This is a genomic window from Azospirillum sp. VT-I1, assembly GCF_055698305.1.
This window is the reverse complement of sequence record NZ_CP168806.1, coordinates 400,262-422,401: the sequence shown is the minus strand read 5'-3', so window position 1 is coordinate 422,401 and position 22,140 is coordinate 400,262. Positions and strand designations below refer to the sequence as shown.

27 protein-coding genes are annotated in these 22,140 nt (G+C 68.9%); 19 read left to right on the top strand and 8 right to left on the bottom strand.

The annotated features are described in order from the left end of the window. Positions 1 to 107: 107 nt before the first annotated feature. A complete protein-coding gene (locus tag AB8P05_RS30460; protein WP_472761719.1) occupies positions 108 to 665 on the bottom strand; it encodes a hypothetical protein in 558 nt (185 codons plus the stop codon). A gap of 192 nt (positions 666 to 857) precedes the next feature. Between AB8P05_RS30460 and flgF the strand changes: the two genes are divergently transcribed. Genes flgF through AB8P05_RS30435 form a run of 5 tightly spaced genes read left to right on the top strand, consistent with a single transcriptional unit; the run spans position 858 to position 4,379 of the window. Then, complete coding sequence (gene flgF / locus AB8P05_RS30455) at positions 858 to 1,589, top strand: flagellar basal-body rod protein FlgF (RefSeq protein ID WP_472761718.1); 732 nt, start codon at positions 858 to 860, stop codon at positions 1,587 to 1,589. A gap of 23 nt (positions 1,590 to 1,612) precedes the next feature. Then, positions 1,613 to 2,398 (top strand): flagellar basal-body rod protein FlgG, encoded by a 786-nt coding sequence (gene flgG / locus AB8P05_RS30450; RefSeq protein WP_455176016.1) that lies wholly within the window; start codon positions 1,613 to 1,615, stop codon positions 2,396 to 2,398. Between the two features lie 5 nt (positions 2,399 to 2,403). After that, positions 2,404 to 3,099, top strand: a complete 696-nt coding sequence (gene flgA / locus AB8P05_RS30445) for a flagellar basal body P-ring formation chaperone FlgA (RefSeq protein ID WP_472761717.1) — start codon at positions 2,404 to 2,406, stop codon at positions 3,097 to 3,099. Positions 3,100 to 3,148: 49 nt separating this feature from the next. Then, the gene (flgH, locus tag AB8P05_RS30440) at positions 3,149 to 3,880 is read left to right on the top strand and encodes a flagellar basal body L-ring protein FlgH (protein WP_455176018.1); all 732 of its coding nucleotides are present in this window, start codon (positions 3,149 to 3,151) and stop codon (positions 3,878 to 3,880) included. Between the two features lie 28 nt (positions 3,881 to 3,908). Beyond that, a complete protein-coding gene (locus AB8P05_RS30435; protein ID WP_472761716.1) occupies positions 3,909 to 4,379 on the top strand; it encodes a hypothetical protein in 471 nt (156 codons plus the stop codon). Between the two features lie 87 nt (positions 4,380 to 4,466). On the opposite strand, the gene AB8P05_RS30430 is transcribed toward AB8P05_RS30435, so the two are convergent. Genes AB8P05_RS30430 through AB8P05_RS30405 form a run of 6 tightly spaced genes read right to left on the bottom strand, consistent with a single transcriptional unit; the run spans position 4,467 to position 9,631 of the window. Further along, on the bottom strand, positions 4,467 to 5,135 hold the full coding sequence (locus AB8P05_RS30430; RefSeq protein ID WP_472761715.1) for a flagellar hook assembly protein FlgD: 669 nt from the start codon (positions 5,133 to 5,135) through the stop codon (positions 4,467 to 4,469). 20 nt (positions 5,136 to 5,155) lie between these two features. Further along, the gene (locus AB8P05_RS30425) at positions 5,156 to 6,520 is read right to left on the bottom strand and encodes a flagellar hook-length control protein FliK (protein ID WP_472761714.1); all 1,365 of its coding nucleotides are present in this window, start codon (positions 6,518 to 6,520) and stop codon (positions 5,156 to 5,158) included. Positions 6,521 to 6,525: 5 nt separating this feature from the next. Then, positions 6,526 to 7,272, bottom strand: coding sequence for a MotE family protein (locus AB8P05_RS30420; protein WP_472761713.1), 747 nt, complete (start codon positions 7,270 to 7,272; stop codon positions 6,526 to 6,528). Beyond that, complete coding sequence (locus AB8P05_RS30415) at positions 7,269 to 7,898, bottom strand: DUF6468 domain-containing protein (protein WP_472761712.1); 630 nt, start codon at positions 7,896 to 7,898, stop codon at positions 7,269 to 7,271. The genes AB8P05_RS30420 and AB8P05_RS30415 overlap by 4 nt, the downstream gene beginning before the upstream one ends. Then, entirely contained in the window at positions 7,879 to 9,069 is a 1,191-nt protein-coding gene (gene fliM / locus AB8P05_RS30410; RefSeq protein WP_472761711.1) for a flagellar motor switch protein FliM, read from the bottom strand. Before fliM ends, AB8P05_RS30415 begins: the two co-directional genes overlap by 20 nt. A gap of 19 nt (positions 9,070 to 9,088) precedes the next feature. Next, entirely contained in the window at positions 9,089 to 9,631 is a 543-nt protein-coding gene (locus tag AB8P05_RS30405; protein WP_455176025.1) for a flagellar basal body-associated FliL family protein, read from the bottom strand. 188 nt (positions 9,632 to 9,819) lie between these two features. On the opposite strand from AB8P05_RS30405, the gene fliF reads away from it, so the two are divergent. The 7 genes from fliF to AB8P05_RS30370 all read left to right on the top strand — a co-directional run bounded on the left by fliF (position 9,820) and on the right by AB8P05_RS30370 (position 15,589). Continuing rightward, complete coding sequence (gene fliF / locus AB8P05_RS30400; protein ID WP_472761710.1) at positions 9,820 to 11,553, top strand: flagellar basal-body MS-ring/collar protein FliF; 1,734 nt, start codon at positions 9,820 to 9,822, stop codon at positions 11,551 to 11,553. Next, positions 11,553 to 12,230, top strand: coding sequence for a FliH/SctL family protein (locus AB8P05_RS30395; RefSeq protein WP_472761709.1), 678 nt, complete (start codon positions 11,553 to 11,555; stop codon positions 12,228 to 12,230). Before fliF ends, AB8P05_RS30395 begins: the two co-directional genes overlap by 1 nt. A 22-nt stretch (positions 12,231 to 12,252) precedes the next feature. Continuing rightward, positions 12,253 to 12,579, top strand: coding sequence for a flagellar motor switch protein FliN (gene fliN / locus AB8P05_RS30390; protein ID WP_455176028.1), 327 nt, complete (start codon positions 12,253 to 12,255; stop codon positions 12,577 to 12,579). Positions 12,580 to 12,739: 160 nt separating this feature from the next. Beyond that, entirely contained in the window at positions 12,740 to 13,510 is a 771-nt protein-coding gene (fliP, locus tag AB8P05_RS30385; RefSeq protein WP_472761708.1) for a flagellar type III secretion system pore protein FliP, read from the top strand. Between the two features lie 4 nt (positions 13,511 to 13,514). After that, complete coding sequence (locus tag AB8P05_RS30380; RefSeq protein ID WP_472761707.1) at positions 13,515 to 13,787, top strand: hypothetical protein; 273 nt, start codon at positions 13,515 to 13,517, stop codon at positions 13,785 to 13,787. Between the two features lie 9 nt (positions 13,788 to 13,796). Beyond that, complete coding sequence (locus AB8P05_RS30375; RefSeq protein ID WP_455176031.1) at positions 13,797 to 14,825, top strand: flagellar motor switch protein FliG; 1,029 nt, start codon at positions 13,797 to 13,799, stop codon at positions 14,823 to 14,825. Between the two features lie 44 nt (positions 14,826 to 14,869). Next, on the top strand, positions 14,870 to 15,589 hold the full coding sequence (locus tag AB8P05_RS30370; RefSeq protein ID WP_472761706.1) for a hypothetical protein: 720 nt from the start codon (positions 14,870 to 14,872) through the stop codon (positions 15,587 to 15,589). Between the two features lie 77 nt (positions 15,590 to 15,666). Here AB8P05_RS30370 and AB8P05_RS30365 read toward each other — a convergent pair whose 3' ends face one another. Next, positions 15,667 to 16,134 (bottom strand): tol-pal system YbgF family protein, encoded by a 468-nt coding sequence (locus tag AB8P05_RS30365; RefSeq protein ID WP_472761705.1) that lies wholly within the window; start codon positions 16,132 to 16,134, stop codon positions 15,667 to 15,669. Positions 16,135 to 16,522: 388 nt separating this feature from the next. Here AB8P05_RS30365 and AB8P05_RS30360 point away from each other — a divergent pair, with 388 nt between their 5' ends. From AB8P05_RS30360 to AB8P05_RS30330, 7 genes are all read left to right on the top strand, one after another. Next, positions 16,523 to 17,335: a winged helix-turn-helix domain-containing protein gene (locus AB8P05_RS30360; protein ID WP_472761704.1), complete on the top strand. Its 813-nt coding sequence runs from the start codon at positions 16,523 to 16,525 to the stop codon at positions 17,333 to 17,335. Positions 17,336 to 17,527: 192 nt separating this feature from the next. Further along, positions 17,528 to 18,772: a flagellin N-terminal helical domain-containing protein gene (locus AB8P05_RS30355; RefSeq protein ID WP_472761703.1), complete on the top strand. Its 1,245-nt coding sequence runs from the start codon at positions 17,528 to 17,530 to the stop codon at positions 18,770 to 18,772. A 187-nt stretch (positions 18,773 to 18,959) separates the two neighbouring features. Then, positions 18,960 to 19,358, top strand: a complete 399-nt coding sequence (locus AB8P05_RS30350; protein ID WP_472761702.1) for a flagellar biosynthesis regulator FlaF — start codon at positions 18,960 to 18,962, stop codon at positions 19,356 to 19,358. Continuing rightward, complete coding sequence (locus tag AB8P05_RS30345) at positions 19,348 to 19,815, top strand: flagellar biosynthesis repressor FlbT (RefSeq protein WP_472761701.1); 468 nt, start codon at positions 19,348 to 19,350, stop codon at positions 19,813 to 19,815. Before AB8P05_RS30350 ends, AB8P05_RS30345 begins: the two co-directional genes overlap by 11 nt. A 4-nt stretch (positions 19,816 to 19,819) precedes the next feature. Continuing rightward, positions 19,820 to 20,200, top strand: a complete 381-nt coding sequence (locus AB8P05_RS30340; protein ID WP_472761700.1) for a flagellar protein FlaG — start codon at positions 19,820 to 19,822, stop codon at positions 20,198 to 20,200. After that, the gene (locus tag AB8P05_RS30335; RefSeq protein WP_455176039.1) at positions 20,197 to 20,988 is read left to right on the top strand and encodes a DUF1217 domain-containing protein; all 792 of its coding nucleotides are present in this window, start codon (positions 20,197 to 20,199) and stop codon (positions 20,986 to 20,988) included. Before AB8P05_RS30340 ends, AB8P05_RS30335 begins: the two co-directional genes overlap by 4 nt. Positions 20,989 to 21,103: 115 nt before the next feature. Then, complete coding sequence (locus AB8P05_RS30330) at positions 21,104 to 22,138, top strand: hypothetical protein (protein WP_455176040.1); 1,035 nt, start codon at positions 21,104 to 21,106, stop codon at positions 22,136 to 22,138. The last annotated feature ends 2 nt before the right edge of the window (positions 22,139 to 22,140 follow it).

The window sequence follows — 22,140 nt, the reverse complement described above, 5'->3', positions numbered from 1 at the left end:
TGACGGATCTCTGAACTTGGCGCAATCCCCCTCTCCCCCCGGGGAGAGGGTCGGGGTGAGGGGGACGCACTGCGTGGCTATCCCGGGAATCCTCGCCGCGCTCCCCCTCACCCTAACCCTCTCCCCGGGGGGAGAGGGGACTCTTCCGGGAGAGGGAGATTGGCGGGCGCCGCATGAGCGGTGCCGATGGGATTCAAAGCCTCGGCAATCGTTGCCACGCTGGACGTCGCGACCTGTGGCGCCTCCGGCACCGGCCCCGCAGCTACGACCGCCGCCTCCGGCTGTACCTCAAGCGGCGCCCCCGGCTTGACGCCCGGCACCGGCGGCCCGCCGACATCGACGATCAGCATCCGGCGCTCGATGAAGCTCGTGACCCGTGCGCCGCAGGGGATCGCCGCGGTCAGGCTGCGTCCGCCGTCCGCCGTCACGAAGTCCGACAGGCGGCGGGAGAAGCTGTCGCGCAGGCTCGCCAGCGGCCAGCGCACCGGGTCGGGCGTGCTGATACGCAGGACGCAGCCGTCGACGACCGCCACCGGCTCCGCCCCCTTCGGCACCGACAGCACCAGCCGCGAATAGTCGCCGTGGTCGCCCAGCTGCCCGCGGACGGAGGCGGCCTGTGCCGGACCGGACGCCGCCAGCAGGGCGAGGATCAGCGTCGAACCCAAAACTGGCGTCGAACCAAGGACCGATGCGTTATCCGGGCGCCGTTTCATCACAGTCGTCTCGCATTTTATCGAAATGATCGCCAAACCTTTCCCAAGAGCGGCAAGGAGCCGGCCGGGGCGGTCCAGGTTGAAACCCGGCTTTAAACTGCATCGTCCAGATTAAGGCGGAGTTCAAAACCGGAGTGTTCGGCGATGGAGAACCAGCTTTACATCGGACTGTCGCGCCAGATGGCGCTGCGGCGGCAGCTGGACGTCGTGGCGAACAACGTCGCCAACATGAATACCGTCGGCTTCCGCGGCGAGCGCACCCTGTTCGAGGCGGCGATGGAGGCCGGCGGGCGCAAGCCGACCGACCGCATCGCCTTCACCATCGACCGCTCCACCTACACCGACCTGCGCGCCGGAGCCTTCACCGAGACCGGCAACCCCTATGACGTGGCGCTGGACGGCGATGGGTTCCTCGCCGTGCAGTCGCCCGACGGCGTGCGCTACACCCGCGACGGCCGGCTGCGCCGCGACGCCGACGGCACGCTGGTCGGCACCAACGGCTATCCGGTGCTGGACGATGGGCGCCGCCCCATCGTCATCCCGTCGGACAGCAGCACGATCAGCATCGGTTCCGACGGGCTGTTGTCGGCCGACGGCAACGTGATCGCCCGCATCGCCGTGTCGCGCTTCGACAACCCGCAGCAGCTGAAGCAGACCGGCGACCTGCTGTTCGAGCCGGGCGAGGGCATGGAGGCGCGCCCCGCCCCCGACACCCGGCTGGTGGAAGGCAAGGTCGAGCGGTCCAACGTGCAGGGCATCGTCGAGATCGGCCGGATGATGGACCTGACCCGCGATTATCAGACGGTGACCAAGATGGTGGACGACGGGCAGGACCTGCTGCGCTCCGCCATCAACCGCCTCGGCAAATCCTCTTAAAGCTCCAAAGGGAGAGTCCGTCCATGCGCGTGCTCAGCATCGCGTCCACCGGCATGATGGCCCAGCAGATGAACGTCGAGGTCATCTCCAACAACATCGCCAACATCAACACCACGGCCTTCAAGCGCTCGCGCGCCGAATTCCAGGACCTGATGTATCAGGCGGAGCGGCGGCAGGGCAGCCAGTCGACCGATTCGGGCACCATCGTGCCGACCGGCGTCGAGGTGGGGCTGGGCGTGCGGCCGACCTCGGTCAACCGCATCAACACCACCGGCAACCTGACCTCCACCGGCAACGAGCTGGATCTGGCGATCGAGGGGCGCGGCTATTTCAACGTGACCCAGCCCGGCGGCGAGACCGTCTACACCCGCGCCGGCAGCTTCAAGCTGTCGCCGGAGGGCACCATCGTCACCGCCGACGGCTATACCGTCGCCCCCGGCATCACCGTGCCGCAGGGCACGCGCGAGGTGGTCATCAACCGCTCCGGCGAAGTGCTGGCCTATGTCGACGGCCGCAACCAGCCGGTCAACCAGGGCCAGCTGGCGATGACCGTGTTCGTCAACGACAGCGGGCTGGAGGCGTTGGGCGACAACCTGTTCCGCGCGACCCCGGCGTCGGGCGAGCCGCAGGACGGGCTGGCGGGCCAAGCCGGTTTCGGCACCATCCGCCAGAAGTATCTGGAATCCTCCAACGTCAACGTTGTGCAGGAGATCACCGAGCTGATCTCCGCCCAGCGCGCCTACGAGATGAACGCCAAGGTGATCGAGGCCGGCGACCAGATGGCCTCCACCATGACCAACATGCGGTGAGCATCGTGCAGCACACCCTCCGCCGGACCCTTGCCGCTCTGCTCCTTGGAGCCGCCCTGGCGCTGCCGCTGCAGGCCGCCGCGGGTCCGGTCGAGTCCCGGCTGGCGGAGGAGCTTCTGGCCTCCCTCGGACCGGCGGCGCCGGCCGACGCCCAGGTGGCGGTCACGCTCGGCCGGCCGTTCGACGGCCCGCTGGACGCCGTGCGCGACGTCAGCCTCGATCCCCGCACCGGGACCTTCCAGGCCCGCATCGTCAGCGACGGCCGGATCATCGAGCTGAGCGGCCGGGCCGATGTCGAGGTGACGATGCCGGTGCCGGTCCGCCGCATCCGGCCGGGCGAGATCATCGAGGCGGCCGACCTGACCACCGTCCGCCTGTCGCTGGAGCGTGCCGGGACCGGCTTCATCGCTTCTGCCGACGCGCTGATCGGCCTGTCGCCGCGCCGCCAGATCCCGGCCGGGCGGCTGATCCAGGTCGGATCGGTGGGCGCGCCGATCGTCGTCCAGCGCAACCGGCCGGTCACGCTGGTCTATGAGGACGGCGCGCTGATCCTGGCGGCGCGCGGCCGCGCCCTGCAGGAGGGCGGCGTCGGCGACGTCGTCCGCGTCATGAACATCGCCAGCAGCACCGTCGTCACCGGGACCGTCACCGGCGCCGAAACCGTTTCGGTGAACGGCCCGCGCATCCCTCAACGACCTTGAAACATTGGCCGCGCGCCCCTGATCGCCTTACGAAGAGGAAGCTTCCGTCATGCGCACCGCGCTCGTCCCCATCCTGCTGCTCTCGCTGGCGACCGGCGGCTGCGCGCGGCTGTCCGAGATCGGCAGCGCTCCCACCCTGTCGGAGATCTCCAACCCGGCGATGCAGCCGGAAGCGCGCGTGATCTCGCTGCCGATGCCGCAGCCGACCATGGCGGAGCAGATCCCGAGTTCGCTGTGGCGCACCGGATCGCGCGACTTCTTCCGCGACCCGCGCGCCAAGGCGGTGGGCGACCTGCTGACGGTGGTCATCGACATCTCCGATCAGGCGCAGCTGCGCAACAGCACCCAGCGCGGGCGCACCAACAACGAGAAGGCCGGGCTGCCCAACTTCTTCGGGCTGGAAAGCCGCCTGCCCGCCGTGCTGCCCGACGCGGTCGATCCGTCGAGCCTGGTGGATCTGGACAGCTCCAGCACGTCGAGCGGCAACGGCACCATCCAGCGCAACGAGCGCATCGCCATGCGCGTCGCCGCCGTGGTCACCCAGGTCCTGCCCAACGGCAACTTCGTGATAGCCGGCCGGCAGGAGGTGCGGGTGAACTACGAGTTGCGCGAGATGCGCATCGCCGGTGTCATCCGTCCCGAGGACATCAGCAACGCCAACACCATCGAGTACGACAAGATCGCTGAGGCCCGCATCACCTACGGCGGCCGCGGCCAGATCACCGACGTGCAGCAGCCGCGCTACGGCCAGCAGGTGCTGGACGTGATCCTGCCCTTCTGACATCCGGCTTCACTGGGGAATCCGCAGCATGAAAGCCGTTTTGCTGTTCGCCGTGGCCGCCGCGCTCGCCTTTGCCGGCGGCTACGGCTTCGGCCGTATCGAGGCCCCGCAGGACGCCGCGGCCGACGGCCGGCCCGATGCCGGGTCGTCGGTTTCCGGCGGTCCCTACTATGTGGAGGCGGGGCAGCTGGTCGTGCCGATGCTGGAGCGGGGCCGCACCATCGCCTTCATCCTGACGCAGGTGACTTTGGAGGCGTCCAGCGCCGACGACGCGCTGCTGGTGCGCCGCCACCTGCCCCATGCGCGCAGCGCCATGCTGGAAGCCCTGTTCGACCTTGCCGGCCATGGCCGCTTCAACGGCCCGTCGGTCGATCCGCAGGGGGTGGCGACGGCGCTGCTGGCCGGCGCCAATGGCACCCTCACCAGCCGGGAGAGCACCCAGCCGGTGCGCGCGGTGCTGATCGACAGGTTGCTGCGCCAGGACAATACGCGGTTGTGAGGACCGGGAGAGACTCCCTCTCCCGCCCGGAAGGATCTCCTCCCCCCGGGGAGAGGGGGATCCCCGGGGGGAGAGGGCGTTTTCATCTCACGAAGCCGACAGCACGGCGTTGGAATCCACCGTGGCGCCGTTCTTCAGCACGAACTTCGTGGCGCCATCGACGCTGCGCACCTCGGCCACCGTGTCGGTGACGACGGTGGCGGTGTTCAGCGCCTTGCCGTCCTTGTCCTTCGCCGTCACCCTCAGCGTATAGAGCCCGTCCGGGGCGGTGGCGCCGCCGGCGGTCTTGCCGGTCCAGCTGAAGACCTGACGGCCGGTCTGCAGGGCGCCGGGCGCGCTGTGCACGACGTTGCCGGCGGCGTTCAGCACCTCCAGCTTCACGCTGGCCGGCTGGCCGTCCACCGTGTAGGCGGCCTCGGCCTTGCCGCCGGCCAGCGACAGTTGGTTCGACTCCACCTCCACCTTGCGGCCGAGCAGGGCCATGTCCATGCGCATGCCGCTGCTCTTCAGCGTGTCGAGCACCTTGCCCAGCGTGTCGTTGGAGCGCATCGACTGCTCCACCGTGGACAGCTGCGCCAGCTGGGTCATGAACTGCGAGGCGTCCATCGGCGCCAGCGGATCCTGGTTGCGCAGCTGGGCGGTCAGCAGCTTCAGGAAGGATTCGTAATCGACCGTGGACTTCTTGGACTCGTCGGCTGACGGGGCGGTCTTCGTGGCCGCGCTTTGCGTCATGGCGGTGCCGGGGGTGGTGGTCATGGCGGGATGGTCTTTCCTGTTCAGACGGTGACGTCGACCAGCCCGTCGATCGGGCGCATCGGTCGATCCGCGACGGGTTCGGGACTGACTTCGGACCGGTCTTCCGCGCGCCAGCCGGCGGCGGCACGGCCCTGATCGGGAGCGGCGAAGCCGCGGGACTGCCCATCGTCCTGCAGCGAGAACTGCAGGCTGGCGTTGTCGAGCGACAGGCCGGCATCGCCGAGCGCCCGTTCCAGCTGTTGCAGGTCGCGCCGCAGCAGGGCCAGCGTGTCGGCCTGATCCGCCTGGATGGCCAGGGAGACCTTGCCGTCGCTGACGTCGGCGACCACGCGGATGCGGCCCAACTCCGCCGGGGCGAGGTCGATGTGGAACTCGCCGCCGCCGGATTCGAGAACGCGGACCAGCGGGGCGGCGAGCTGCGCCATCGCCGGGCTGTGCGCCGTGGCGGCCCGGCCGGATGCCGCGGCGGCGGCATATTGCGTGGCGGCCTGGGCGGGCAGGGTGGGCAAGGCTTCGAAGCCGGTCGCGGCGGTGCCGCCGCCGGTGCCGGGCGGTGCGGCGAAAAGGGGTGCCGGCTCCGGAGCGGCGGGTGCGGCGGCGACCACATCGGCGATGGGCTGGTTCGTCGGGGCGGCCGTTGGAGGGGCGGCGGACGGCTCAGCCTTGCCGCCGCCGGCCGGGCGGGCGGTGCCGCGGGTGGTGCGGACCGCGGTGCGCGGATCGGTGCTTTCGTCGCGGCGGCTGGCGCGCGCGTCCTGGGTCGTGTCGGCCGCGACCGGGACGGCCATGGCAGTGCCCGGTGCGGTCGCCTCCGTGGGGAGCGGTTCGGGCTGCGGGAAGGCGGGGTCGGTTGCGGTCCGGCCGGCGCTGTCCTGAGGGGCCTCCGGGACGGCGCCCTGAAGGGCGGGGCTCCCGGCCTGTGCCTTGTCCGCAGGCGTGGAGACGCCAGCTTCCGGCTGCGGCGGAACCACGGCGGAAGCGAGCCCTGCGGTCTCGTCGCCGTTCCCTGCGGGGGAGGGAGCCTGCTGCCCGGTCGGCGGAGCGGCCTCGCCCTGTTGGGGAGCCGGCGCTGCAGCCGGGGCGGCGACCATCCAGGGCATCAGCGGGGCGTCGGTGCTGCCGCCGGGCTGGACCGCCGGCTGGACGACCGCCTGGGTGATCGCGGACTGTGCGGCGGCGGGGCTGTCGGGCGTCGCCTGCTTTTGCCTGCGCAGGCGGTCGGGGCGGGTCGCGGCCTCGTCGGACTCGTCCTCCGCGGCCTCGTCCACCAGGCGGGAGAAGCCGCCGTCGCTCGCATCGTCGCCGGCGGAGCCGCCGCGCTGCGACTGGGCAGGGGACTGGGGTGGACGGGACGGTGCCGTGACGGCATCGGGCATGCTGGTCATGGCGCTCAATTGGTCAGGGTGGGGCGCGGAACGGCCGTCACGGGCACCGAAGCTCCGACGACGGTGGGGGCGGCCTTGCGGTCGCCGGGCAGGGCGCGGCGCTGCAGGATCAGCCGCGTCACCTCGCGCGCCTTGGCGTCGGCCATCTCGGCCAGGATCGGGGCGGCGCGCCGTTCGGAGATGCGGTCCAGCACGTCGACCACCATGTCGGTTTCCATGTCCGTCAGGATGCGGGCGGCATCGCGCGGCTTCATCGCCTCGTAGATCGCCACCATGCGCTTCAGGTCTTCCTGCTGCAGGGTGGAGCGCTGGGTCATCAGCGCCTCGACCTCGCGCTTCACGCCGTTCAGCCGCTGGATCTGGGTGCCGACGCGCGCCTCCGTGGCGGCGAGCACCGCTTCGGCTTCGCGCAGCCGGTTCTGGCGTCCGGAGGTATCGGCCTTCTGCTCGTCGATGGCGGCGCGCAGAAGCGGGTCGGTGCAGCTGGGCGGAGCCAGCGCCACCGGCGGCGGAGCCTCCGCGACCGGCGTGGAGACCGGCAGGGGAGCGGGGACCGGTGCCGGAGCCGCAGCCGTTTCGGCGGCCTTGGGATCGGTTGCCTTCAGGTCGGTCGCCCAGGGGCGTTCATGGGCGCCGAACTCGCGGTCGAACTGCTGGGCGATGACCGGGAAGCCGTCGACCAGGGCGCCGAGCTTCAGCGGCAGCACCATCAGGACGGCGACCAGCGTGATGGGGAGGATGCGCGGAATCATGCCGACGCCTCCGATCCCACGGTGCGCAGCCGCGCGTAGAAGGCGCTGGCCGCGGCCTTGGCCGGTGCGCTGGACGCAGGGGCGGGGGGTTCATCGGTCTGGCCGGCGACGGCGCGCAGGGCCGATTCGAGCGCCCGGAACTCGCCCTTGTCCGCTTCCGCCGCCTTCAGGGCCGACAGCAGCGGGGAAGGCGGCGCGGCCTCGGCATCGGCCGGCTTCGCCACGATCCCGGCCGCGTCACTCTCCTCGGGCCGCGCCCGGTTGCGCCCGACGCGCATCGCACCTTCGTCAAGGCGGCGCAGCAGGGCGCGGGCGTGCTGGACCGATTCCTCCATGCGGGCGGTGGTGCGCTCGCAGGAGCCCAGGATCAGCGCCATGTCCTCCTTCATGCCCTTGGCACGGTCGAGGTCGTCGGACAGGCGGGCGGCGATCTCCGTCGCCGACGCCACCATGCGCTTCATCGAGGCGTCGGTGTCGTCGATCGACTTGGAGAAGGTCGACACCAGGGCGTTGATCTCGGACTGGCCGGTGCGCAGCAGCTTCAGCCGCTTGTTGACGATGACCAGATAGGCGGTCGCCGTGACCAGCATCACCGCCAGGGCCGCGTCAATGAGAAAGGAGACCATCGATCAGCTCCTGCTTGGTGTCGAGATCGGTGTCGATCTTCACCGCGATGTTGTCGTTGCGCTGTCCCATGTGGCCCGCGAACAGCGGGATGGTCTTGCTGAAGACCAGGACGGTGGAATCGGGGTTGATGCGCAGCTTCAGCGACTGGCCCTTCTGCCAGGCCAGCACCTCGCCCAGCGGCACCTTGGTCTCCGCCAGCACGGCGACCAGCTCCAGCTTGGAGCGCATCAGCTCGTTCTTCAGGTGGCTTTCCCACACCGTGTCATGGCCGAACTTCTCGCCCATGAACATCTGCACCAGCTTGCCGCGGATCGGCTCCAGCGTGGCATAGGGGATGACGATGTCGATGTGGCCGGTGCGGCGCTCCACCTCCACGGCGATGCGCACGCGGATGATGGCGTTGGTGGCGCGCGTGATGGTGGCGAACTGCGGGTTCACCTCCAGCCGGTCGAAGACGAAATCGACCTGGGCCAGCGGATCGAAGGACTGCCCCAGATCCTGCAGCACCACCTTCATCATCCGCTCTGTCATCTTGCGCTCGATGGAGGTGTAGGCCCGCCCGTCGATCCGCCCCGGCCGCGACCGCCGCCCGCCCAGCAGCACGTCCATCATGCAATAGATCAGCGCGCTGTCGATCGACACCAGCATCTGGTTGTCCCACGGCTCGGCGCGGGCGACGCCGATCAGGGCCGGCAGTTCTATGGTGTCCTGGAAATCGGTGTAGCGCAGCCATTCGATCTTCGACAGCGACGCCTCCACGTTGGTGGACGCGAACTGGCGCAGCGAGGTGTTCAGCATCCGCACCATGCGGTCGAACACCACGTCCAGCATCGGCAGCCGGTCCTTGTTGACCGTGGTCGAGCTGACCAGCCGCTGGATGGCGCTCATCTCCGGCCCGCCGCCTTCCGGCGCGCCGAAATTCAGCAGCCGGTCGATCTCCTCCTGGCTCAGCGTCTTGGTCTCGCCGGGCATGCCGGCCATCGCCTCGCCCATCCCCTCGCCCATGGCCCCGGCCGCCGGAGCGGTCAGCGGAGCGGCGGGCGGCGCGGGCGGATCGGTCTGCTGTGCGGCGGCCAGTTCCCACGCGGCGTCGGACCAGTCCGCGGCCTCGTCGGGGATCGGCTGGGGAGCGGCCATGGATGGGGCGGTCGGGGCGGGAGTGTCGGTCATCCGGTGCCTCTGGAGGTCGCTATTGCGTGAGCAGGCTGCGCAGCAGGACGTCGGTGACGACCTCCTGCCGGCCGGCGGGATCGGACAGGATCAGGTTGAAGCGGCGCTTGATCTCGCTGCGCAGCCGGTGCAGCCCGGCCGACCCCTCCAGGTCGTCCTGGTCCAGGTTGCGCAGGAATTCCTGCAGGCTGTCGGTCAGCTGCGGCATCGCGCGTTCCAGCTTTTCACGGTCGCGGTGGGCCGCGGTCAGGGACAGGCCGATCTTCAGGAAGCGGGACGGCGTGTCGCGCCGCAGGTTGACGACCAGTTCCGGCATGTCGACCACGGCGTCGGCGGGCAGCGCTTCCATTGCCGCCGGCCACAGCCGGTCCAGCGCCTGCGGCCCCGCGGCCATCCAATAGCCGGCGATTCCGGCGGCCAGCACGCCCCCCACCGCCATCAGTCCCGCGGCAAGGCGGGCGAGCGGCAGGGCGATCACCAGGATGCGTCCCGATCCGCGCAGACGGTTCAGGACTTCGTCCCGGACCGCTGCCGTCCCCGCCATGCCAAATCGTGTAATCATCGATCCATCCCGCCGGCGATTGCCGAAAATTTTAGTAAAGCTGGAATTCGGTAAGATTTGAGACGCTTTGTCTTGGGAGGACGCGCCGTTTTTTACTCCGCTTAAAAGTCGCCCCGTTAGCGTGAGGGGGTGCGCAGGGCGAAGACTAGGCCCGCCGATTTTCAGAAACTTTAAAGGTGCGGGGAACCGTGGACAGTCTGATCGACACGTTGCGGTCGTTGGGGCGCGGTCGGCTGCTCGTGCTGGCTGGGACCGGGCTCGGCATCGTCCTGGCCGTCGCCGGCATGGCGCTTCTGCTGTCGCAGCCGCACATGACGCCGCTCTACAGCGGCCTGGAACCGGTGGAGGCCGGCCGCATCGCCAAGGCGGTGCAGGAGATGGGCGTGCCGGTGAATGCCGGCTTCGACGGCACGACGATCAGCGTGCCGCAGTCCGAGGTCTCCCGCGTCCGCATGGCGCTGGCGGAAAAGGGCCTGCCTGCCCAGGGCGGCGTCGGCTACGAGCTGTTCGACACCGACAAGCCGTTGGGCATCACCAGCTTCATGCAGCGCATCAACCGCCTGCGCGCGATGGAAGGCGAGCTTGGCCGCACCATCGAGACGCTGGCCGGCGTCGAGGCAGCGCGCGTCCATATCGTCCTGCCCGAGCGCGAGGAATTCTCGCGCAGCGCGCCCAAGCCGACCGCGTCGGTGGTGGTGCGCATGCGCGGCCGGGCATCGATGGACCGCAAGCAGGCGCTGTCGATCCGCCATCTCGTCTCCGCCGCCGTGCCGAACCTGAAGCCCAGCGCGGTGACGGTGATGGATTCCTCCGGCGAGCTTCTGCTGACCGAGGATGACGGGCCGGGGCTGGCGTCGGCCCGCACCGACGGGATGCGCGTGGCCGCCGAAACCCGCGTCGCCCGCGCGGTGGAGCAGATGCTGACCGCCCGGCTCGGCGCCGGCAACGTCCGCGTCCAGGTCGCCGCCGAGGTGGAGACCAAGCGCGAGGTGGTGCGCAGCCAGACCTTCGACCCCAACAGCCAGGTCGTCCGCTCCACCCAGACCGTGCAGGAGCAGGAACGCGCCCAGGACAGCAACGGCGAGCCGCCGGTCACCGCCGAACAGAACCTGCCCCAGCGCGACGTGCGCGCCCAGCCGCAGGGACCGCAATCCTCCAACGACAGCAAGCGGCAGGAGGAGACCGTCAACTACGAGATCTCCAACGTCAGCCGCGAAACGGTGATCGAGCCGGGCGACGTCCGCCGCCTCAGCGTCGCGGTGCTGGTCAACGGCACCTGGAAGACCGCTGCCGACGGCACCCGGCAGTATGAGCCGCGCAGCGCGGAGGAGCTTCAGCGCCTGACCGAGCTGGTCCGCTCCGCCATGGGCTTCAGCGAGGCGCGCGGCGACCGGGTGACGGTGGACAATCTGGAATTCGTCGATCTGGCGCCCGACCTGACGCCGCGCCCGCTGGGCGACGAAATCGCCGAGACGCTGAGCCGCAACGTCATGACGCTGATCCAGTGGGTGATCCTGCTGGTGCTCTCCGCCCTGGTCATCCTGGTCGGCCTGCGTCCGCTGATCCGCCGCGTCTTCCCGGCGCCGGAACCGGTGGTGGCGGAGGCCCCCGCCCCGGCGCTGGCCGCGCCCGCAGCCGGGGCCATGCCGCAGCTGACCGGCCCCGCCACGGCTTCTGCCGCCGCGGCCGGTGGTGGCGCGGCGCTGGCCGACGGCGGGGAGGGCGATGCCGCCGCGCTCGCCGCCGCGTCGATGGCGCCGCAGCTGGGCATCGAGGAGACCATGGACCAGCTGATCGAACTGCGCACGGTGGAGGGCCGGGTCCGCGCCTCCTCCATCCGGCGGCTGGGCGAACTGGTCGACCAGTATCCCGACGAAGCCATCGATATCCTGCGCTCCTGGCTCTATGAGGAGGTGGCGTGATGGCGGCCTACCCGCGCTACCGCTTCGACCACGGCTTCGGCGCGCCCGCCCCGGCGGCGGAACCGGAGCTGGTAGAGGCGGCTGATCCGCTCGACCTTCCCCGTTTGTCGGAGCGCGAACATCTGGCCGCCCTGGCGGAGGCCCGCGAGAGCGCGCTGGCCGAGGGGCTCGCGAAGGGCCGGGCCGAGGGCGAGCTTGCCGCCGCCCGGCGGATCGAGGCAGAGCTTGCCGCCACCCTCGACCAGCTGGCGCAGCGGATGGCGGCGCTCGACGCCGACCATGCCGCCCTGATGGAACGGCTGGAGGCCCAGGGAGCGTTTGTGCTGGTGGCGCTGCTCCGCCGGATGGTGCCGCAACTGCTGGCCCAGGTGGCGCGGGAGGAGGTGGAGCGGCTTGCCGCCGACGCCCTGCGCGCCGCCGGCCAGTCCCCGCTCCTCACCCTGCGCCTGCACCCGTCGCTCTGCCGCCCGCTGGAAGAGCGGCTGGCCGGGCAAAGCACCTTCCGCGGCCGCATCGACATCCAGGGCGACCCGTCGCTCGCCGTCGGCGCCCTGGAGGCGAGCTGGGGCGCCGGTTCCGTCCGCCGCGATCCCGCCGCCTTCGAGGCCGCCGTCGCCGCCCTTGCCGACCGTGCCGTCGCCGCCCTGATGCCGGCGCTGTCCCCCGATATGACCTGAACGATCCGAAGCGAGAACCCTCATGCCCCCTTTGAACCTCGACATGCTCGACGACGATCCCAAGCAGGCTGAGAAGTCTGTTGAAAAGACCTTCGATGGCCCGATGAACGCCATCTACAACGTGCCGGTCGACGTGCAGGTCGTGCTCGGCCGCACCAGCATGCTGGTGGCGCAACTGCTGAAGCTCGGCCGCGGCGCGGTGCTGGAGCTTGAACGCAAGGTGGACGAGCCGGTGGAAGTGCTGGTGAACCACCGGCTGGTCGCGCGCGGCGAGGTGGTGATCGTCGAGGACCAGCGGCTGGGCGTCACGCTGACGGAGATCGTGCGGACGGAGCTGGAGATCGACTGAGGGGGAATCCCCTCTCCCCCGGGGAGAGGGTTAGGGTGAGGGTCGCGCTGCGTGCCCTAGTTGGCTGAGCAGCACCTCGCACCCTTGCCGATCCACATAATGCATCCCCCTCACCCCGACCCTCTCCCCGGGGGAGAGGGAGACCCCCGAAAGCCCCCGCATGCGCACCCTCATCCTCCTCGCCCTGACCCTCGCCGCCGGCCCCGCGGCCGCGGCGCCGCTCGACCTCGATCTCGGCGCGCTGGGATCGCTGGCCGACGGGGCGAGCCTGTCGGGGCGGATCGTCCAGGGCATCGTGCTGCTGACGGTGCTCAGCGTGGCGCCGGGGCTGCTGATCATGGTGACCTGCTTCACCCGCATCATCGTCGTGCTGTCGCTGTTGCGCTCCGCATTGGGGTTGCAGCAGTCGCCGCCGAACATGGTGCTGGTCAGCCTCGCCATGTTCCTGACCTTCCACATCATGGGGCCGACGATCGACAGCGCCTGGCAGGAGGGGCTGCGCCCGCTGCTGAACGAGCAGGTCACGCAGGAGCAGGGGCTGGAACGGATGATCGAGCCGTTCCGCGGCTTCATGGCCTCCCATGTCCGCGAACGCGATCTGGCCGCCTTCGCCGCCTTCACCGCCAAGCCGAAGCCGGCGGGCGAGGAATCGGCAAAGGACGAGCGTCCGGTGACGGCGGAGAATGTCGATCTGCGGCTGCTGATGCCGGCCTTCCTGCTGTCGGAACTGCGCCGCGCCTTCGAAATCGGCTTCCTGCTGTTCCTGCCCTTCCTGGTGATCGACATGGTGGTGGCGGCGATCCTGATGGCGATGGGCATGATGATGCTGCCGCCGGTGATGATCGCGCTGCCCTTCAAGATCATCTTCTTCGTGCTGACCGACGGCTGGTTTCTGATCGCCGGCAGCCTGATCCGCTCCTACGGCGGGTGAGGCGATGGACGATGCACCCGCCGAACCGCAGGCCAGCCTCGCCGACAGCCTGCTGGCGCTGGCCCGCCGCCGCGGCGCCGCCGTGCCGGAGGATGGCTCCATCGCCGGACTGCTCGCCGCCATCGAGCCCAACCCGCTGATCCCGCATCCGCTGCTGCTGGTGGCGGGTGCGGTGATGGCGGTCGCCTTCCGCCACGACCGCGCGCTGGCCCTGCCGCCCGCCGACGGACCCGACGCGCCGCCGTCGTCCGCAGCCTCCGCCGACCTTTCCTTCTGAGGTGCCGCCATGGGAACGCCGATCAAGATCCGTGAGAATTACAAGAGCCTGAGCGGCGTCGAGAAAAGCGCCGTCATCTTCCTGGCGTTGGGCGAGGAGCGCGGCTCGCGGCTGATGGAACGGCTGGACGAGGACGAGATCCGCCTTGTCAGCCGGGCGATGGCGACGCTGGGCAACGTCACCTCCAATCTGGTGGAGACGCTGATGCGCATCTTCACCGAACGCTTCGCCAACGCCGGCTCGGTCGTCGGTTCCTACGACAGCACGGAGCGGATGCTGAACCGCTTCCTGCCGGCCGACCGCGTGACGGAGATCATGGGCGAGATCCGCGGCCCGGCCGGCCGCACCATGTGGGAGAAGATGTCCAACGTGAACGAGGGGGTGCTCGCCAGCTACCTTGCCGGCGAATATCCCCAGACGGCGGCGGTCATCCTGTCCAAGATGCGGCCCGACCATGCCGCCAAGGTGCTGGTCCTGCTGCCGCCGGCCATCCGCACCGAGGTGATCGAGCGCATGATCCAGATCGAATCGGTCCAGCGCGAGGTGCTGCTGGACATCGAATCGATCCTTCACAACGAGTTCATGGCGAACTACGCCCGCACCCACGGCAACGATTCGCTGGAGCGGATGGCCGACATCTTCAACCGCATCGACCGCGAGACGCTCACCGAGATCTTCGACGACCTGGAAACGGTGATGCCGGAGCCGACCCAGCGCATCAAGCAGCTGATGTTCACCTTCGAGGATCTGATGCGGCTGGACCGCGTCTCGCTGCAGGCGGTGATCCGCCGCTGCGACACCGGCCAGCTCGCCATCGCGCTGAAGGGCGCGCCGGTGGCGCAGCGCGACCATTTCCTGTCGGTGCTGTCGGAACGCGCCCGCCTGATTCTGCTGGACGAGATCGAGAACATGGGCCCCTTGCGCATGCGCGACGTCAACGACGCCCAGGCCGAGATCGTCCGCACCGCCAAGGCGATGGCCGACGACGGCACCATCATCATCCCGCAGTCCGACGACGTCGACACGGTCGTCTATTGAGCGGGGCAGGCGGGATGGGGGATCGCGGGATGGAAAGCCGCTGAATGGCCGGGCGCGACCTCGTTCCCCGGCAGGTGCCGCCGCCCGATCTGCTGGCGGCACGCTTCGCCGCGATGCCGGCACCGATCCCGGCGCCGTCCGGAGGAGCCGGCGACGGATCCGAGGCCGGGCCGCTGGTGCGGCGCCTGCTCGACCTGCTCGACACGCTGGCGCCGGCCGAAGCGGCACTGGCGCGGGGATGCCTGCCGCGCTGTGATTCGACCTTCGGCGCCGGACTCGCCCTGTTCCTGGCGGCGACGGCTGGTGGCTGCCACGACTGGATCGGCGTCGACGCCGTGGCGGAACTGTCCGGCCTCGACGGCGGCCTGCTGATCGACGAGTGCGAGCGGGCGCTGGCCGCACGCTTCCAGCCCGTCGAGGGGCGGGTCTGGCGGCTGTCGCGCGTGCCGCTGCTGGACGGCGACGATGGGCTGCTCTGCGCGGTGGGGATCGAGGACGGGCCGTCCGACCGCGTCACCCTGGTGCTTCAGGCCCGACCGCCGCGGCTGGGGCCGGTGCAGTTGATGGCGACGCTGGGCGGGCGCCGGCTGGACGTGACCCTGCGGCTGGCGGCGGGCCTGCCGTCCTCGGCGCTGGCCGACCTGCACGAGACCTTCCGCGCCGCTCTGGCCGATTGCCGGATCGACGGCGCGCTGACCGTCGGCCCGCTGGCCGACGCCTGGCTGGGGCTGGACCGGCCGATGTCGTCCGATCTGGCGGTTTGACTGAATCCCCTCTCCCCGGGTGGGAGAGGGAGATTACGCCAGCCCGTGAATCCCAAAATCCCGCAACGCCTTCGCCTTCAAATCTCCGCCGGCGGCCTGACCAGAGTCGGTCCGGCCGGGACCGGCACCGGAGTCGTCCCAGGCGCAGGCAGCGGCGGCGGCAGGGCTTGCAGCGAGGCGCGTGCGGACTCGCGCAGCGGGGCGAAGCCGTCTTCCGGGAACCGGCGAATCAGCGTCTGGTAGGACGCGCGCGCCACGTCCGGACAGCCCAGGATTCGGAACTGGTCGCCCTGGCGCAGCAGCGCCACGGCCTCGTCGGTCTTCGGATGGCCGGCGATGGAGGACGCCACCGCATACCACCGGTCGTAGGCGGACCACAGGTCACGCACGGACTCGCCGTCGCACCTGCCGGCGGTGATCGCTTTTTCAAGGGCTTGCCGGTAATCGCTGTCGGGCGCCTGCGACAATTGCGCGCAGCCTCCCAGGACGAACAGGCAAGCAGCGGCCGCGGCCGCCGGAATGACGGACGCCTTCGTTCCGGACATGGAACCTCCTCAAACGCGGATGCCCGGCGACCGTAGGGCAACAGGGTTAAACCAGCGTTCATGTTTGTAAGCGCCGGATTTCATTCTCTTCACTGTCGTTAACCATAGATGTCGAACGAATTAATGGTTGCTTGTGGTGATCACTGCAGAATCAACTCGGATTTCAAAGTAAAACGGCAGATGAATAAAAATTTATCCGGTATTTAGTCGTATGAAACCCTTAAAACGGCGTAAAACGTGCCCCTCGGCTATGTCTATGTGGGTAGCTCATTCTGTTGACACATCGCCTTTCGATAGGTTCTTTTGGGGCTGTGATAAGCATGTGACATGAACGCAATTGCGTAAAAATCAATGCTTTATCTGCGCTTGCTCGACCATGGAGAATCCAATGCAGGCTTTGCTGATTGAGCCAGCCGATCTGATTGCCGACGCCATCGGCAAGCAACTTGCCCTGTGCAAGGTTAACCATGACCGCGTGGACCTGAATGGCCTGCGCGAACTGGTGGGCGGGCATGGCTCCATCGAGATCGGACATGACGCCATCATCATCGGCGATGTCGGCGATACCGAAGCCTGCGTGGCGATGCTCCGCGCCCGCAACGTCACCGCTGCGATCATCTGCCTGATCGAACGGCGCTGCGCCAACACCACCGCCGGCATTCTGCGGGCCGGGGCCGACGACGTGCTGGTGAAGCCGGTCGTCAGCACCGAAATCCGTGCCCGGCTGGAGGCGATCCGCCGCCGGTCCTACGGGCTGACCAGCAACGCGGTGTCGGTCGGCCGGCTGACCGTCTTCCTGGACGGGCGCGACCCGGAGGTGGACGGCGAGCGCCTGCGCCTCAGCCAGCGCGAACATGCGATCCTGTCCGTGCTCGCCCTCAACCACCGCCGCGTGGTGTCGAAGGAGCATATCTACGAGGAGGTCTACGGCCTGTCCGGCTCCGACCCGCTCGACAAGGTGATCGACGTGTATATCTGCAAGCTGCGCAAGAAGATCGACATGGCGACCGGCGGCGGCCGCTACATCGAGACGGTCTACGGCCGCGGCTACAAGTTCGAGGCGCCGCCCGACCATGTCGCTCCCGACCGGGCCAAGCTGATGCTGGACCGCTGGTCGAGTGCCGGCGGACTTGCCGGCCCCCGCGTGCCCTTCATCCCGCCGGTGGCGCCGCGCGCCGCGGCCCGCGCAGTGGGACGGTGATCGGGAGGCTGATCCCGTTTCTTTCGTTCCGGCTTTCCGTCCGTTCCAAAGCGTCCGATTTTTTACCCCGGCTTAAACCGGCTCCGTCATCCTGATTTTGCCGCTCGCGCCCCCGCACAACAGATCGGGAAGGCCGGCGCGAATGGCCCCGGCGTCAGAAAGGCGCCATGCATCTCGCGAATGGAGATACCCATGGCCTCGATTATGACGAACACCTCCGCCATGACCGCGCTGCAGACCCTGCGTCGCGTGACCGGGGATCTGGAGACCACGCAGGACCGCATCTCGACCGGCCTGAAGGTCAACAACGCCAAGGACAACGCCGCCTACTGGTCGATCGCCACGACCATGAAGGCCGACGTCGCCGGCTTCAAGGCGGTCAAGGAGTCGCTGGAACTGGGCTCCGGCACCACCAACACCGCGTCGGTGGCCTCCAAGAACATCGTCGAGAACCTGCAGACGCTGAAGGCCCGCGTCATCGCCGGCCAGACCAACGGCGTCGACAAGACCCTGATCCAGAACGACGTCGACCAGCTGGTCAAGCTGATCAAGGGTGCCGCCGCCGACGCCTCCTTCAACGGCGACAACCTGCTGCGCGTCACCTATTCCAACGACGGCACGGCCAAGGACAAGAACGTCTCGATCCTGGCCTCGCTGAGCCGCAGCGACAGCACGGTCGACCCGAGCTACATCGAATTCCAGCGCCAGGACATGCGCGTGGAGTCGATCGTCGGCAAGGCCACCATCGAGCAGCAGGTCGATTCGACCAACGCCACCAAGGCCAAGGTCGACATCAAGTTCGGCGCGCCCGGCGCCACCTTCATCGACGGCCAGAACCTGGGCCTCGGCAACCTGACGCTGACGGTCACCAAGGAAGACGGGACCAAGGCCGACGTTTCGGTCGATCTGTCGGCCCAGACCTACGACACCGACCTCGCCACCACCCAGGGCAACATCGCCACCGCGGTGAACACTGCGCTGACGGCCGCCGGTGCCGATTTCCAGGTCGCCTTCACCGGCGACACGCTGACCTTCACCGACCAGGACGTGAACACCGACGGCAACTTCACCGCCCAGATCTCCGGTCTGTGGGTCGGCTCGAAGGAAAGCGACGCCTTCGGCGGCCTCGCCGATCTGACCCAGATCGACGTGGTCAACAACTCCAAGAAGTCGCTGGAAGTCATCAACTCGCTGCTCGACAGCGCCATCGGCAAGGCGTCGGTGATCGGCTCGATCGAGAACCGCGTGTCGGTGCAGAACGACTTCGTGTCGAAGCTGACCGACTCGATGAACAAGGGCATCGGCGCGCTGGTCGACGCCGACATGAACGAGGAATCGAGCCGCCTGCAGGCCCTCCAGGTCCAGCAGCAGCTCGCCATCCAGGCTCTGTCGATCGCCAACCAGGGCCCGCAGAACATCCTGTCGCTGTTCCGCTAAGTCCCTTCGTGGGTGGTGCCGTCGTCCGAACCCCTGGACGATGGCGCCGCCCCGTCGGCCATGCCCGTTCGCGCCCCCGCCGCAGCGGCGGAGCGGGCATCGCCGACGGCTTCCTGCCCGTCAACCAAGACCCACCGCAACCGGTCCGGCTTCCCGCCGTCAAGGACCCCACCGCAGGGGTGCGCCCATGAGCATCGCCGCCTACCACCAGACCATCGCCGAGTGCGACGATCCGCGAAAGATCGAGTACCGGGTGTTCCTGCGGATCACCCTGGCGCTGGAGAACAACCGCCAGGCCGACTGGCGCTGCGCCGAGCTGAAGGACGCGCTGTGGCGGAACCTGGAGCTGTGGAACGCGCTGCGCGCCGACCTGCTGGAGGACGGCAACGCCCTGCCCGAGGCGTTGCGCGCCGGGCTGGTCTCGCTGTCCTTCGCGGTGAACCGCAACACCCAGCGCGTGCTGCGCGGCGAAGGCGGCATCGACCTGCTGATCCACATCAACCGGTCGGTGATGCAGGGGCTGCAGGGCGCCGCCCAGCAGCCGGCGCGGGAACTGGCGACGGAGGAACTGTCCTATGGCACTTAAGCTCCGCCTCAAGCCGTGCGAGCGGGTGGTCATCAACGGCTGCGTCGTGCAGAACGAGAACCGCCGCTACACCCTGACCATCTCCAACTTCGCCCAGATCATCCGCGGCAGCGACATCCTGCAGGAAGAGGATGCGGTGACCCCGGTGCGCCGCGCCTATTTCCTGATCCAGAGCATGCTGTTGGACCCGGCGACGGCCGCCGCCGGCAGCGGTGCGGTGGCGGAGATGATGGCGCAGCTCTACACCACCTTCACCCGGCCCGACATCCAGGACCGCATCGCCGGCGCCATGGGCCATGTGGGTGAGCGCGACTATTACAAGGCGCTCTCCGCCCTGCGTCCGGTGATGGAGTATGAGGGGACGCTGCTGTCGGCCGCCGGTGCGGCACCGGCTGGTCCGGCCGCGTCCCTCCATGCGGCCCAGGCGGCGCGGATCGACCGCCACGCGGGAGGATGACGCCATGACCACCCCCGTCACCGGCGTGACCGGCCCCGGCGCAGAACGGTCCACCGCGAGCGCCGACATCATCGCCGAGGCGCGTCAGCGGCAGGCCGACCGTCTCCGCGCCGCCCAGGCCGAGACGACGAAGCCGGCGGAGGTGGTTGAACGCACGGCGAAGACCGATGCCGCGGAGGCCGAGCCCAAGCACGCGACCCGGCCGTATCGCGTCAACCTCGATCCCGACACCCGGCGGCTCTACACCGAGGTGCTCGACACCGCGACGGGGGAGGTCATCATGCGCATTCCCGCCAAATACGGTGCGGAGACCGATGCAGCCGACGAGCAGCCGGCCATTCCGAGCGACGGAACCGGCACCGGAAGCGGGGAGGTGAAGGCATGACCACCCTCGTCGACCTCCGCGTCGTCAGCCGCAACCACGACCGCTACGAACAGGCGGTGCGCAGCCGCCCGGCGGTGCAGCGGGCCATCTCCTATTTCCAGGAGAATATCGGCAAGGTCACCAGCACCGAAGACTTCATGAAGGACGACAAGCTCTACCGCTTCGTCCTGGAGGCCTTCGACCTCGGCAGCCAGGCCAAGTCGCGCGGTCTGATCCGCAAGGTGCTGGAGGAGGGGGTCAGCGACCAGTACTCCACCGCCAACCGGATGAGCGACACCAAGTTCCGTGAGATGGCGACCATCCTGGGCTTTGCCGAGAATGACGGCGCCAACCTGAAGCAGCCGGCGGTCGTCCAGGCGATCATCGACCGCTACGTCAATGTGACGCTGGAGGTCGAGTCCGAGACCACCAACCCGGCTGTCCGCCTGGGCCTCTATTTCCAGCGGCGGTCCGGCAACATCAACAACTGGTATCAGGTGATGGCCGACAACGCCCTGCGCAAGGTGGTCTACACCGCGCTCGGCCTGCCGGAGCAGACGGCGCTGCTGGACGTCGACAAGCAGAAGGCGCTGCTGGAAAAGCGGATGGACATCGCGGACCTGAAAAGTCCGGAGAAGGTCGCCAAGTTCCTCGACCGCTTCGCGGCGATGTACGACATGCAGAATGGCGGCGCCACCGCGACCGCGGCCATGCCGTCGATCGGGCCGATCTCCCGCAGCGGGCGCGCGTCCGTCATCTCCATCGATCCGTCCATCACCATGACGCTGATGAGATTCCCGCGCTTCTGACAAGCCCGCGGGGCTCGGCAGACGGGAGACCCCAGCCTTGCCTCCAGCCGGCATCCCACAGGACAGACCGGGGCCGGACCGAATCCGGCCGCCGGCCACCACCGGAGCGGCGGCGGTGCGGCTGAAGCCGCCGGCGGCATCGGAGGAGGACGAGGCGCGCGACGCGCTGCACATCCTGCCCCTGTCGATCCTGCCGCTGGAAACGCCGGGCCTGCGCCGGGCGCGCCTCATCAAGAACGTCCGGCTGGAAACGGTGGCGGAGCTGTTCAACGATGCCCAGACCGGCAGCGGCCAGATCGGCATCAACCAGCTGCCCAAATGCTTCGGCGTCGACGATCCGGAGTTCCGCCGCGACATGCGCAAGATCGCGCAGATCGCGGAAGCCGCCAGCTTCGACGTCTACAGCCTGCGGCTGGAGCTGCGCCGGCTGAACATCGACGTGGAGGATTCCGACGCCCTGCGGCTGTCGCAGGCCAAGCGGGCGGAACTGACCAGCTACATGCGCGTCTTCACCCGACCGCTGATCGAGCATGTCTACGGCATCCAGTGCTCCGAGATCGCCAGCATGGACGAGCTGATCCGCCTGTTCGCCCAGCCCGACGTGGAGGAGGCCCGGCGCCGGCTGCAGTTGACCGCCGACCGGCTCGACATTCCGTTGCGGGAGATTCCCGCCTTCCTGGAGGAATATGCCGACATCTTCCTGTCGCTGGCCTATTTCAAGCGCTGCCTGGACGACATCGTGCCGGACGTGCAGGGCTTCCTCGGCTGGATGGCGGAGCTTTATCAGGTCAGCGAGGTGCGGCGCGACACCCGCCAGGGCCGGATGCTGGACGAGATCGGCCGCGACCTGACCGACATCGCCACCTCCATCACCGGCCGGTTCGAGAGCTTCGACAACCGCTCCCGCGATTTCTGGCGCGACATCAACCCGCAGAGCTTCCGCAGCATCCGCGACCTGATCGTCACCCACCATCTGACCATCGGCGGGGTGCTGTGCGGTCTGGCGGTGAAGATGAACCTGTGGAAGCACCGCTTTGCCCGCGGCGGCGGCCCGGTCCGGCGGCTGGAGTTCATCCGCTCCGAAATCCTGCCCGGCCTGGCCCACATCAAGACCATCGAGCAGGCGTCGCGCAACAATCTCGGCAGGTGAGG

What these genes read in the sequence shown, in the direction of transcription:
- flgF (WP_472761718.1), top strand. Translation starts at nt 858, where the DNA reads ATGGAGAACCAGCTTTACATCGGACTGTCGCGCCAGATGGCGCTGCGG.
- AB8P05_RS30405 (WP_455176025.1), bottom strand. Translation starts at nt 9,631, where the DNA reads ATGATTACACGATTTGGCATGGCGGGGACGGCAGCGGTCCGGGACGAA.
- AB8P05_RS30430 (WP_472761715.1), bottom strand. Translation starts at nt 5,135, where the DNA reads ATGACCACCACCCCCGGCACCGCCATGACGCAAAGCGCGGCCACGAAG.
- AB8P05_RS30370 (WP_472761706.1), top strand. Translation starts at nt 14,870, where the DNA reads ATGGCCGGGCGCGACCTCGTTCCCCGGCAGGTGCCGCCGCCCGATCTG.
- AB8P05_RS30350 (WP_472761702.1), top strand. Translation starts at nt 18,960, where the DNA reads ATGAGCATCGCCGCCTACCACCAGACCATCGCCGAGTGCGACGATCCG.
- AB8P05_RS30380 (WP_472761707.1), top strand. Translation starts at nt 13,515, where the DNA reads ATGGACGATGCACCCGCCGAACCGCAGGCCAGCCTCGCCGACAGCCTG.
- AB8P05_RS30345 (WP_472761701.1), top strand. Translation starts at nt 19,348, where the DNA reads ATGGCACTTAAGCTCCGCCTCAAGCCGTGCGAGCGGGTGGTCATCAAC.
- flgG (WP_455176016.1), top strand. Translation starts at nt 1,613, where the DNA reads ATGCGCGTGCTCAGCATCGCGTCCACCGGCATGATGGCCCAGCAGATG.
- AB8P05_RS30335 (WP_455176039.1), top strand. Translation starts at nt 20,197, where the DNA reads ATGACCACCCTCGTCGACCTCCGCGTCGTCAGCCGCAACCACGACCGC.
- AB8P05_RS30425 (WP_472761714.1), bottom strand. Translation starts at nt 6,520, where the DNA reads ATGACCAGCATGCCCGATGCCGTCACGGCACCGTCCCGTCCACCCCAG.
- AB8P05_RS30355 (WP_472761703.1), top strand. Translation starts at nt 17,528, where the DNA reads ATGGCCTCGATTATGACGAACACCTCCGCCATGACCGCGCTGCAGACC.
- fliM (WP_472761711.1), bottom strand. Translation starts at nt 9,069, where the DNA reads ATGACCGACACTCCCGCCCCGACCGCCCCATCCATGGCCGCTCCCCAG.
- AB8P05_RS30360 (WP_472761704.1), top strand. Translation starts at nt 16,523, where the DNA reads ATGCAGGCTTTGCTGATTGAGCCAGCCGATCTGATTGCCGACGCCATC.
- flgH (WP_455176018.1), top strand. Translation starts at nt 3,149, where the DNA reads ATGCGCACCGCGCTCGTCCCCATCCTGCTGCTCTCGCTGGCGACCGGC.
- fliN (WP_455176028.1), top strand. Translation starts at nt 12,253, where the DNA reads ATGCCCCCTTTGAACCTCGACATGCTCGACGACGATCCCAAGCAGGCT.
- AB8P05_RS30340 (WP_472761700.1), top strand. Translation starts at nt 19,820, where the DNA reads ATGACCACCCCCGTCACCGGCGTGACCGGCCCCGGCGCAGAACGGTCC.
- AB8P05_RS30395 (WP_472761709.1), top strand. Translation starts at nt 11,553, where the DNA reads ATGGCGGCCTACCCGCGCTACCGCTTCGACCACGGCTTCGGCGCGCCC.
- AB8P05_RS30435 (WP_472761716.1), top strand. Translation starts at nt 3,909, where the DNA reads ATGAAAGCCGTTTTGCTGTTCGCCGTGGCCGCCGCGCTCGCCTTTGCC.
- AB8P05_RS30365 (WP_472761705.1), bottom strand. Translation starts at nt 16,134, where the DNA reads ATGTCCGGAACGAAGGCGTCCGTCATTCCGGCGGCCGCGGCCGCTGCT.
- fliP (WP_472761708.1), top strand. Translation starts at nt 12,740, where the DNA reads ATGCGCACCCTCATCCTCCTCGCCCTGACCCTCGCCGCCGGCCCCGCG.
- AB8P05_RS30420 (WP_472761713.1), bottom strand. Translation starts at nt 7,272, where the DNA reads ATGATTCCGCGCATCCTCCCCATCACGCTGGTCGCCGTCCTGATGGTG.
- AB8P05_RS30415 (WP_472761712.1), bottom strand. Translation starts at nt 7,898, where the DNA reads ATGGTCTCCTTTCTCATTGACGCGGCCCTGGCGGTGATGCTGGTCACG.
- AB8P05_RS30375 (WP_455176031.1), top strand. Translation starts at nt 13,797, where the DNA reads ATGGGAACGCCGATCAAGATCCGTGAGAATTACAAGAGCCTGAGCGGC.